Consider the following 10726-nt stretch of genomic DNA (forward strand, 5'->3'; position numbering starts at 1 on the left):
GGGCCTTACCAGTTGATGCCGTCATAGCGGTCGCCGAGACGGTCGGTGTTGCCGATACGAACCAGATCGATCAGCGTCTGGTCCTCCTTGAGCCGCGACGGCACATCGGCGAACTCCGCCGCGTTGTTGCCGATAATTACGACCTCGCCATGGGCCAGCGCCTCGTCGAGGCTCTCGACCATGATCGAGTTGATGTGCGGGATGACGTTGCGGATGTAATCGCGGTTGGCGCCGGTCAGCGCCGCGAGATTGACGCTCCGATCATAGAGGCGAAGATCGTAACCCTTGCCGATCAGCCGCTCGATCAGCTCGATCTGCGGGCTTTCGCGCAAGTCGTCGGTACCGGCCTTGAAGCTGAAGCCGAGCACGGCGACCCGGCGGCGGCCCAAAGCCATGATGCGCTGCGCGGCGCGCTCGATCTGCACCACGTTGCTCGGCAGGATCGAGGAGATCACCGGGATGTCGAGATCGAGGGTCTTGGCGAGATGGGCGATCGCTCGGGTGTCCTTGGGCAGGCAAGAGCCGCCGAAGGCGAAGCCGGGCTTCAGATAGGCCGGCGAGATGTTGAGTTTGGTGTCACGGCAGAACAGATCCATGACCTCATGGCCGTCGATGCCAATCGCCTTGCAGACGTTGCCGACCTCATTGCCGAAGCAGACCTTCAGCGCATGCCAGATGTTGGCCGTGTATTTGACCATCTCGCTCGTCTCGATGGAGGTCACCACGAGCGGGGCGTCGATGCCGTCATAGAGAGCCGAGGCGCGACGGCCAGCTTCTTCCTCACCGGCACCGATGACCGTTACGGGAGGATTGTCGAAATCCTTGATGGCGCTGCTCTCGCGCAGGAACTCCGGGTTGTGCACCACGGAAAAGTGCTTGCCGGCGCGCTTGCCCGAGGATTTCTCCAGGGCGGGCAGCACGATGTCCCGCACTGTTCCTGGGAGCACTGTGGATCGCAGCATAATGAGATGGCCGTCCTCCTTATCAGCGAGGCTTGTGCCAATTTGGGACGATACTGTCTCGACCGCATCGAGATTGAGGCTGCCGTTGGGACGGCTCGGCGTGCCCACGCAGACGATCGAGAGGTCGGTGTGGTTAACGGCTTCGTTAACGTTTGACGTGGCGCGAATACGGCCTTTACGGACCCCGTCGGCCATCAGTTCGTCGAGGCCCGGTTCCACCACCGGAGCCAGCCCAGCATTGAAGCTCTGCACTTTCGAGGCGTTGGTATCGACGCCGACGATCTCATGGCCATTGCGGGCAAAACAGGCGGCGGAGACCGCACCGACATAGCCCAGTCCAAACACACTAATTCTCATTTTGCTCTTTCCCGTGAGGTCCTGACTTCGGGACCAAACTGGCAAGAGCTGTGCCAGCTAGGACTGGCACACGCGCCAGGCATGCGCTCGCGTCCATGGCATGTGCTTTGCAGTCTTCGTCACGCCTAGCGGGATCGGTCCGCGCATTAAGAGGGCGGTAACCATGGTTCAAGACGCGCGAGCACGAATGACGCCGAGCACGGCCGGCGCCCTAGTCGAGCGGAGCTTTGCTCCGATTGGGCCGGCCCGCCACGACGAGCCGATGCTCGATCTCGTGGGACTCATCCGCATCCTGCGTCGCAGGATGATGCTCATAGTCGTGACTGTCGTGGTGGTGATGGCCCTTGCCGGAGGTTACGCCTTTCTGACGACCCCTGTTTATACGGCGTCCACGAAGATCCTGGTCGACCCGCGCAAAAAGAATACGGTCGGAACCGAGGTTGTCCCTTCCGGCCTCGGCACGACGGTCGGTGAGAATTTCGCGCTGGTCGACAGCCAAGTGAAGCTGATCACGTCGGATGCCGTGCTGCGGCCCGTCGTCAAGGAATTGCATCTGGCGACGGACCCTGAGTTTGGCGCACGCGAGCCAAGCATTCTATCCAGTGTCATCGCTAGTCTCTTTGGTGGTCCTGCTTCGAAGGCGGGGGACAGCCCCGACGAGCGGGCGCTGATTGCGCTGAGCAAGCACGTCAAGGTCGAACGCGACGACCAAACCTATGTCATCGACATCGCCGTCACTTCTATAGATCCGATAATGGCGGCACGCATCGCACAGGCGATCGCACATTCCTATTTGGCGGATCAATCGGAAGAGAAGATCGAGACCACCCAGCACGTCAGCGCTCTGATGGATGGCCAGCTTGCGGCTCTGCGCGACCGGCTACTCAAGGCCGAAAGCCAAGTCCAGCAGTTTCGGGCCAAGCACAATTTGCAGGAGGCCGAAGGCGAGCTCATCGACACAAAGCAGCTCAAGGTCCTCAACGACCAGTTGGCTTCTGTCAGGGCCGACGTCGCACAAAACGAGATCAAGGCCAAGCAGATCAAGCGCATGCTGACGCAAGGTGTCGAGCCCGAGATGATCGGCGACGCCATCGGCTCGGAGACCGTTGCACGCTTGCGAGAGCAATACGCCATAGCCGCACGGCGCGAGGCTATTCTCAGTGCCGGTCTGCTGCCCTCTCACCCGCAGATGCAGCAAGCACATTCTGAAGTCGAACGACTGCGCCAGCTGATCCACGCCGAAGTCGCGCGCATCTCTCAGGCGATCGATCTCGAATACGAAATGTCAAAGCGCCGTTTGGCAGAAGCCGAGGCTGCGCTCGCCGCCTCGCGCGAAGAGTCGAACAGCAATGATAGTGCTCGCATCAAGCTCCGCGAACTGACTCGAGAGTCGGAGACGACCCGGGCCGTCTATGAGAGCTTCCTGTCGCGCGTCAAGGAGATGAATGAAGCGCAGGGTATCTCCACTCCCGACGCGCGCATCATCTCTCCGGCTGCCATCCCCGACAACCCGAGCTGGCCGAAGAAAAAGCTGATCTTGGCGTTGGCGCTCGTGTTCGGCTGCGGCCTCGGCGGCTCGCTGGCGTTGGCGGCCGAGCATCTCGACCGGCGCATCCACTCCGGCGCCGAACTGCGCGCCTCCACTGGCCTGAAGTCACTGGTCTCGATTCCGACGTTACACGCCAAGCGCGGCCTCATTGCCGAGCTGTTGGGTCGGCCCGCGAAGCGCGCGAGCTTCTACGACATGGTCGTCGAGATCTTGGAGGGTGGGCCGCGTTCAGAGTTCCGGACCGCCGTTGTGCGCCTGCTGTCCTGCCTCGTGGATTTCGACACTGGCGGACGGCCCCGCGCCATTATGCTCACGTCGTCCGAAGCCGGCGAAGGCAAAAGCGCGCTCGCTTTGAGCCTCGCCGTTACCGCAGCATCGTCCGGCATGCGCACGCTGCTGATCGACGCCAATTCCGCTGACCCGTCGCTTACCAGCGTTCTCGGTGAAGGTGATTCCGGACCCGCGTTGTCTGACCGTGTTATCACCGACAACCGGCTCGGCCTCTCCTTCCTGTCGTTGACCGCCGAGCAGCTGCCGCTGACGGGGTGGTCCAACGGCAACGCCCTAGCCGATGAGTTGAGCCAGATCGCGGCGAACTACGATCTCACCTTGATCGATGCGGGCTTGCTGCGCGTGGAACGCAATGCCGCCGCGCTGATCACCGCGTCGCAGGCAATCCTATTTCTCTCCAAGGCTTCGGCAACGTCGCAAGACACGGCGGCCCTTGCCGCAGCGGACTTGCTGCAAATGGCGAACGGCCGGCGCTGTGCCGCCGTTTTGACCATGGCCAACGGCGAGACCACTCGATAGGGCGCGGCGACAGTAGAATTTCGTCTAGACAAGAGGTAGGAAGACATGAGTGACGCCATTCTCGCTTGGGATGAAAAGCACAAGAGCCTATGGGGAAATCAGCCCATCAAGCTCAATCACCAGCTGCACAACTCCCCACTGTTCTCCAACGAGACGCTGGCCGAGCTGATCGAGACCTATCCGCGCTCGAGCTACAGTATCGTTCATGTGGGTGAGCGGAACGGTAAGCGGCTTTGGCGCGAGGGCGACATCAGCGGGCTTTCCGGCACGCAAGTCATCGAGGCTATTGCCGCAGGCCGCATGTGCTCAACCTGCGCAGCGTGCATCAAGCCGACAAACGCTATGCCGAAATGCTTGATCGGATCCTCGACGAATTCCGCGCCATTTCCGGCATGCCACCGGTTATCGCCCGCAACGCCGGCATTCTCATCTCCTCGCCGAACGCGCAAGTCTACTACCACGCCGACCTGCCCGGGCAGTCGCTGTGGCAGATCCGCGGCGTGAAGCGCGTCTACGTGTATCCGCCCGTCGCGCCCTTCCTGACACCTGAGAAGATCGAAGGCATCATTCTCTCCGGCGTCGAGGTCAACATGGAGTACGCGCCCTGGTATGACGACTACGCTGTCGTCGCCGATCTTCAGCCCGGCGAGATGATGCATTGGCCGCTCCATTCGCCGCATCGCGTCGACAATCACGACTGCCTGAACGTCTCGCTGACCACCGAGTATTGGACCGATCCGATTCGCCGCACGGTGATGATGAACTGCGGCAACGCAGTTCTGCGCTCGAAGCTCGGCATCACGCCCAGGAGTGACGCTATTACCGGCCCGGGCTTCTGGGCTAAGGCGGCGCTCCAGGCCGGCGTGAAGCGCGCCGGTCTCTTGAGCAAGGGGCGCACGGCGTCAAGACCCATCACTTTCCGCCTCGATCCTGCTCGCCCAGGCGCGCTGATCGATACCCCCCAGAACGCCGGCTAGTCGAACCCATGCTGAACAGCCAGGCTCTCGACGACGTCGCGGTAGCGCCTGCGGCGGCTCACTCTACCGTTGCGCAGCCGGTCTACGATATCGAGATCGTCGCCGAGACGGACGCTATGCGCGCCCGCCTCGCGGCCGTCTATCGTGATGGGTTTGCCACGCCCTTCCAAACGCCGGAGTGGATCTCCGCCTGGTACGCGACAGTGGGCATCAAACGAGAGGCCGAGCCTCTTCTTGTCTTCGTAACGGAACACGCAACGGGTCAGGCAGTGATGACCTTGCCGCTCGTTCGGCATCGGTCTGATGGGCTTGACGTCATTGACTTCGCCGATCTCGGCGTGACCGATTACAACGCCCCGATCCTTGGGCCGGCCGCACCGGCCTCGCCAGAGGACTTCCGCGCGCTTTGGGAGCGGATCGTCAAAGCCCTGCCGAAAGCCGATCTCGTCCAGCTCAGAAAGATGCCGGCGACCATCGATGGCCACCCCAATCCCCTGGTTCTCTTGCGCGGCGTGTCTCCGTCGCACAGTCCCGGGTTCTCGGTGCGCCTTCCGGATGAATGGGACGGCTATCTCCAAACCCTGGGCAAGAAGTTTCGTAAGGAGCTCGGCCGTTCACTTCGGCTATTCGAGAAAGAAGGTGCCACAGCGTTCAACCGGATCGACACCGTGAGCGAGGCGCACAGCGTGCTCGCCGTCATGAACGCACAGCAGCGCGCCCGGCTCGACGAGATGGGATACGCTTACGTTCTGGAGGAAGACGCTTATCACGCCTTCTATGACGGGCTTGCCTCTGAAGGTCTGAGTTCCGGCAGCACCGTCCTCACCACGCTGACCTGCGATGGCGCTATTGTCGCGGCGCTCCTCGGCGTCACCAACGGCAAGAGCTTCGCCATGGTGCGTCTCAGTCACGCCGGCGGGGATTGGATGAAGATCGGACCCGGCCGTCTCGTCATCGAGCGCACAATGCACGCACTGCATGCCACAGGCTGCCGTCACTTTGACTTTTCGCTCGGTGACTATCCCTACAAGTCAGGCTTCGGCGTCACGCCGAGCCCCCTGCTCGACTTCGTCGCCGCGCGGAGCTGGCGCGGCCGCATGAAGGCAGCACGCGACTTGACGAAGGCCGCGGTCAAGCGAGGGCTCAAGGCGTGTGGGGTTTCCTTGGTGCCGCAATCGGTTAAGGACCGCTATCGCCGCTATCACGCGGCGAGCTGACCGGCGTTCACAATTGCCCTATTTGGCAAGCACCATCAGCGAATAGCCGCCGAACAGCCGCGCCGCCCAGTCTGGGCTGACAGCATGCAGAAGGCGCCGCGGCAATTTCATCAGATTGGCTTTCCAGCCTCGGTTCGGCAGTTCGACCGCAGTCGCCGTGAAGGCGTGGTCGACCACCTCGTAGCCCGCATGCTCCAGAGTCTTCAGCGCCGTCTCCTTGGTGAAGTAATGGAGATGGCCCACCTCGCGGCGCAGCTTGAGGATCGGCGAGACCCGCAGAAGCGACTGCAGCGAGAGATCCAGCGGGATATGGAAGATCTTGAAGCGGCCCTTGGTCTTTAGGCGCCGAAGGAAGCCGAGATAGTCCTCGACATGCTCGAACACATCGATCGCCATAACCACATCGTAAGGGTCGTTGTCCTCGTCAAGGAGATCGCCGAGACGGAAGGTCAGCCCGTCGCGCGCCCGAGCCTGGCAAAGAGCATAGGCCTGAGGCGAGATTTCGTAACCTGTAAGTTTCGCGTTGCCGGGAAGCCCTCGCGACAGCCAGTTCAAGATCTCGCCCGCGCCACAGCCAATCTCGCAGATTGTTTCCGGCTCGAGCCCGTTGCGCTCCAGCATGGATTTAACGTGCGCGGCCTTCCACGGTGAGTCCTGCTGATGCCAGGACCCCGTGCTCTGAAGATAGGTACCGTCGGTATAGATGCTCGGCGTGACGCCGGTCACCGAAGCGGTGTGGAGACTCTGCATCGTCATAGCGATCCCTCGATTGTGAGCGGACATGGGTCCGTCAGTGGGCGTTGCGGAACGACTTGGGCGACAGGACGGTGAGCGCGAGGATGTAGACGTCGAGCGGGATCGACCAGTTGTCGATGTAGTAGAGGTCGTGCTCGACGCGCGCCCGCATCTTCTCTTCCGTATCGGTGATCCCGCGGAAGCCATTGACTTGGGCCCAGCCCGTGATGCCCGGCTTGATATTGTGACGCCGCGCATAGAACGCGATCTGGCGCTCATATTCGCGGTCGTGGGTCAGCGCATGCGGCCGCGGCCCCACCAAGGACATGTGACCCAGGAGCACGTTGACGAGCTGCGGCAGCTCGTCGAGATTCCAGCGGCGCAGATAGCGGCCAATGCTCGTCACACGCGGATCGTCCTTGACCGCCTGGACAACGACATCGCCATCCTCGGCGACGGTCATGGTGCGGAATTTGAAGATCCGGAACTGCCGTTGATTGAACCCATGACGCCATTGCCTAAAGAGAACCGGCCCGGCGGAATCGAGCTTGATCAGAACGGCGATCGCCACAAGCAGCGGCGAGATCGCCACAAGCAGGGCGAGCGCACCGCAAAAATCGAAGATCCGCTTAGAAACGACTTCGAGCCGCGTCAGCGGCGGACGGATGAGGTTGAGCATCGTGGCCGGCCCAAGTCGCGACAGATGGACTTGGCTAAACCGGTCGAAAATCGCCTCCGGCCCGAGCTGGACTGAGACCGGGCTATTCATCAGCCGGTCGGCGCAGGCATTGACCGCATGTGTCGCCGACCACGGCAGAAGCACCACCACATCGTCGAGATGCGACTGGCGCACCAGCTCAATCGTTTTTCTCAACGCCTCGTTGAGGATGGACTCGCTCTCAGGCGTCTCCTCCAGTGCCTCCTCGGGCAGAATGACTGTATCGCTGATGATCATGCCGGAACGCCCGGGGCTGTACTTCCGCCGGAACTCATCGACCTTCGCCATGGTCCCAAGCAAGAGCCCGTGGCGGACGGCAAGCCGCCCCGAATAGAGACCTTGGCGCACAAAGCGCTTCCACGCTTCCTGCCATAGGATCAGGAACGGAAGTCCCGAGAGGTAGAAGAGCAGAATGGTGCCGCGGGAGTATGTGCCGGAGATTTTGCCTAGGAAGGCAAACGCTAACAGGCAGAGAAACGCCGCGTTCCAAAGATAGAACTGGTAGCGCAAGGAGTTCTTGGGCCGACTGGAAATGGTCGAGACGGGATGCTGCAGGATCCAGCGGAACAATGCGACCGCCGCGCCGACCTTGGCATAGTCGAGAATATGGCCCGGACCGTCATACGCTACGAAGTGGTAGGCGATACCGGCCAAGACGGAAAGGCTGACGACGACCAGCCCATCGGCCATGGGCCAAAATAGGGCAAGTGTTCGCCCCAAAATGAGAGGCATGTGCCGCGAGGAACCAACCGGACCTGGGGCAATTTGGGTTATTTCTACCATTCTTGACCGCACTCGACTCTTTCGCCGGGGCTTCCCCCAAACCCTGGGCAAACGCACCGCATCCTAGGAGGCAAATTGCAAACAGCATGCCGCCCCATGACGATGGTTAATTTTGCCTGGGCGCGTGAGCGACGCCCCTGGTGCCATTGCCGCCCCGACATCAAGGTTAACCGTTTGTAAATTTCCGGCTGCCGGCCAGGTCTGTCTGGTGGCACGGAACTTGAGACGGTGAGGGCCGGCCCTTCAACAATCGCTCAGCTCGATGTCACCTCCCAATACCGAACCCGCCCCGGCACTAAAGGTCCGGCAGCTCAATTCGCTGCAATATCTGCGCGCCATAGCTGCGATGATGATCGTGTTCACGCACGGCTGGGATCAGCTGCCTTGGCTCAAGGACCGAATGCCGGACATCACGCAGTCCGGCGTCGACTTGTTCTTCGTCATTAGCGGCTTCATCATGGTTTACGTAACGGCGAAGCCCGGCAGCTCAGCGTTGCACTTTTTCAAGTTGCGGATTATCCGCATCGTGCCGCTCTACTGGCTCTACACGTTCGCGACTGCGGGCCTGATTCTGATTCTGCCGCAGCTATTCAAAACGAGCGTCTTTACGGTTCCGCACTTCATTCAATCGCTGCTTTTCATTCCTCATTGGAGCCCATCCGGTTCGCTGAGTCCGCTTATCCTGCTTGGCTGGACGCTGAACTACGAGATGTTCTTCTACGCGATGTTCGCCATCGCCATGGTCGCCTCGACGACGCGCCGCGTTCCCATCACCGTCGCGATGCTTCTGGTGTTGCCTCTGGTTGGCCTGTTTGTCAGCTTTGAGGGTAACGCGGCGGGAGAATTCTACAGCAACGACATCATTCTCGAGTTCGTCTTCGGCATGATGCTCGCGCAAGCGTTTCTCAAGGGAGCTGTGGACCGCGTCGGCGTAATCGGCGGGGGGATTTTGATCGCCGCCGGCGCCATCGGACTGTGCATCGGCGGATATCATCTGGAAAGCCCGCGGGCGCTAATCTTCGGCGTTCCCGCGGCACTAATCGTTGCGGGCGCCCTTTCTATCGAGGCCTCCCGGTACGTTCCAAAGATGCAGCCGTTCCTATTGCTGGGAGACGCATCCTACTCGATCTATCTCGCCCACCTCTTCCCGATCGCCCTTCTGCGCTTCGGCTGGGGCCGGCTCATGCTCCCGACCGACGGCCTAGGCCCGGTCCTGACATTCCTTGCTATCGCCCTCTTGGGCGGAGCTTTGGCTGGCGTGGCGTCCTATCTCTTGCTGGAGCGCCCCATGCTCGAACGCATACGCCAACCCCAGTCTCGCCGGCTGCCGAACGTGATCGCAGCCAGGGCGACGGCAGGGAGCAACATCGCTCCCTAGCAAGAACGGAGTGGCTGGAAGTCCCGGCGCTTGGCTCAGGCCTGCGCGACGAATGCGAGCCGGGCAGCGGCCAGATCGTCAGCCGGTTGATGGGCGTAATCCGGATGAACGACGACCTCGGCCATATCGCAGAGCTCCCGCTCGGCAAACTCGATGGCGAACCCGGCACGTCGAAGCATGGCCAGAATTTCGGATGCTGAAAGACGATTGATATATTTCAGATCACACTCGACCAGATAGCGACCCATGCGCTTTGAATGCTGAAGGTAGTGCTTTGCATGTTTGCTGTGGTCGAGATGGGACAGATGGTCGTCTAGTCCCACTTGCGAGGCAAAGACACCGCCTGGCTTGAGAAGCGATTTCCAACGCTTCGCTGAACCTTGAAACTGTTCGCGGCGAACATGCTCAAGGACATCCATCGAGAAGATGAAGTCAAAGCTTGAATCGGGAAAGCGCGGCTCGCCCTCTGAATCAACCTGGTAGCGCATGTTGAGTGTCTCGTAGACGCTCTCCATCGTGGAGGCCTGCAGGATCTCCGTCGTTCTCCTTCTAGCCTCGCGCTTCTCGCTCGCGGAATGATCCGCACTGCTCTCGATCAAATCGAGCACGAGGGGGACCTGGTGTTGCAGGGAGGCCAGCGACCGGTTGTCCACGACATCGAAAGTGTCGATGGCGGCGGACCCTAGAAGACCGATGTAAAGACTATTGGCATGGGTCCAGCCAGTGCCAAGCTCGAGAATTCGCTTGCCGGGCGCCAGGCAGTGAGCCTTGGCCGCTTGTTCCCAGACCCAACGCGTGTAGCCCAGGGTAATTGGTCGTGCCGTTCGTTTGTTGCCGACGGCTCGATAGGCTGCCCGCAGGCTTGGATGCGCCGAAAGGCCACGGAAAATCACGCTAGCAAGATAATAGTTGAGCATCGTACGCCCCGATGACTGATCCGTCGGCGTCCACACCGTGCGGACGCACCCTCGGGAGCAATTGCAAGGCACATGCCTACGCGGCGGCCGAAGTCGATTTGCGTTTAACGGTACCCCGCGTCCAAAACGTCCCAAACTCGGGGCTGGATTTGGAGTCAGCCGGCGCGCCGCACCGGAGGCTCCGAGACAGGTGGAAACCGCTCCCCCGGGTGTGTCCCAGACTGACGGTGGAAGCGTTCGCGTGGGTCGTTTTGGGACACGGGCATTCGGGGCGTCCCGGAGATGAGTTCGCGGGCGAGGATGGTTGCGAGTGCGAGGAGCGC

Annotated in this window: 8 protein-coding genes; 4 read left to right on the forward strand and 4 right to left on the reverse strand. The window is 61.2% G+C overall.

What is annotated here, in order from left to right; all coding sequences use genetic code 11:
- Positions 1-5 precede the first annotated feature (5 nt).
- Positions 6-1319, reverse strand: a complete 1314-nt coding sequence (locus AUC69_RS03450) for a nucleotide sugar dehydrogenase (RefSeq protein ID WP_069440925.1) — start codon at positions 1317-1319, stop codon at positions 6-8.
- A 187-nt stretch (positions 1320-1506) separates the two neighbouring features.
- Here AUC69_RS03450 and AUC69_RS03455 point away from each other — a divergent pair, with 187 nt between their 5' ends.
- The 3 genes from AUC69_RS03455 to AUC69_RS03465 all read left to right on the forward strand — a co-directional run bounded on the left by AUC69_RS03455 (position 1507) and on the right by AUC69_RS03465 (position 5872).
- A complete protein-coding gene (locus AUC69_RS03455) occupies positions 1507-3678 on the forward strand; it encodes a GumC family protein (RefSeq protein ID WP_158007999.1) in 2172 nt (723 codons plus the stop codon).
- A gap of 350 nt (positions 3679-4028) precedes the next feature.
- Complete coding sequence (locus AUC69_RS03460; protein WP_244500073.1) at positions 4029-4655, forward strand: cupin-like domain-containing protein; 627 nt, start codon at positions 4029-4031, stop codon at positions 4653-4655.
- Between the two features lie 8 nt (positions 4656-4663).
- Positions 4664-5872 carry a GNAT family N-acetyltransferase gene (locus AUC69_RS03465; RefSeq protein WP_069440927.1) on the forward strand — a complete coding sequence of 403 codons (1209 nt, stop codon included), beginning with the start codon at positions 4664-4666 and terminating at the stop codon, positions 5870-5872.
- A gap of 18 nt (positions 5873-5890) precedes the next feature.
- Here the strand turns inward: AUC69_RS03465 and AUC69_RS03470 are convergent, their stop codons facing one another.
- Both AUC69_RS03470 and AUC69_RS03475 read right to left on the reverse strand, forming a co-directional pair.
- Positions 5891-6628, reverse strand: coding sequence for a class I SAM-dependent methyltransferase (locus AUC69_RS03470; protein ID WP_244500074.1), 738 nt, complete (start codon positions 6626-6628; stop codon positions 5891-5893).
- Between the two features lie 34 nt (positions 6629-6662).
- Positions 6663-8015 (reverse strand): exopolysaccharide biosynthesis polyprenyl glycosylphosphotransferase, encoded by a 1353-nt coding sequence (locus AUC69_RS03475; RefSeq protein ID WP_158008000.1) that lies wholly within the window; start codon positions 8013-8015, stop codon positions 6663-6665.
- A 355-nt stretch (positions 8016-8370) separates the two neighbouring features.
- Between AUC69_RS03475 and AUC69_RS03480 the strand changes: the two genes are divergently transcribed.
- Positions 8371-9486 carry an acyltransferase family protein gene (locus AUC69_RS03480; protein WP_083239048.1) on the forward strand — a complete coding sequence of 372 codons (1116 nt, stop codon included), beginning with the start codon at positions 8371-8373 and terminating at the stop codon, positions 9484-9486.
- Positions 9487-9521: 35 nt separating this feature from the next.
- Here the strand turns inward: AUC69_RS03480 and AUC69_RS03485 are convergent, their stop codons facing one another.
- Positions 9522-10403, reverse strand: a complete 882-nt coding sequence (locus AUC69_RS03485; RefSeq protein ID WP_069440929.1) for a class I SAM-dependent methyltransferase — start codon at positions 10401-10403, stop codon at positions 9522-9524.
- Between the last annotated feature and the right edge of the window lie 323 nt (positions 10404-10726).

It is taken from the genome of Methyloceanibacter superfactus (assembly GCF_001723305.1).
Taxonomy (GTDB): Bacteria; Pseudomonadota; Alphaproteobacteria; order Rhizobiales; family Methyloligellaceae; genus Methyloceanibacter; species Methyloceanibacter superfactus.

What these genes read in the sequence shown, in the direction of transcription:
- AUC69_RS03450 (WP_069440925.1), bottom strand. Translation starts at nt 1,319, where the DNA reads ATGAGAATTAGTGTGTTTGGACTGGGCTATGTCGGTGCGGTCTCCGCC.
- AUC69_RS03475 (WP_158008000.1), bottom strand. Translation starts at nt 8,015, where the DNA reads ATGGCCGATGGGCTGGTCGTCGTCAGCCTTTCCGTCTTGGCCGGTATC.
- AUC69_RS03460 (WP_244500073.1), top strand. Translation starts at nt 4,029, where the DNA reads ATGCTTGATCGGATCCTCGACGAATTCCGCGCCATTTCCGGCATGCCA.
- AUC69_RS03455 (WP_158007999.1), top strand. Translation starts at nt 1,507, where the DNA reads ATGACGCCGAGCACGGCCGGCGCCCTAGTCGAGCGGAGCTTTGCTCCG.
- AUC69_RS03470 (WP_244500074.1), bottom strand. Translation starts at nt 6,628, where the DNA reads ATGACGATGCAGAGTCTCCACACCGCTTCGGTGACCGGCGTCACGCCG.
- AUC69_RS03485 (WP_069440929.1), bottom strand. Translation starts at nt 10,403, where the DNA reads ATGCTCAACTATTATCTTGCTAGCGTGATTTTCCGTGGCCTTTCGGCG.
- AUC69_RS03465 (WP_069440927.1), top strand. Translation starts at nt 4,664, where the DNA reads ATGCTGAACAGCCAGGCTCTCGACGACGTCGCGGTAGCGCCTGCGGCG.
- AUC69_RS03480 (WP_083239048.1), top strand. Translation starts at nt 8,371, where the DNA reads ATGTCACCTCCCAATACCGAACCCGCCCCGGCACTAAAGGTCCGGCAG.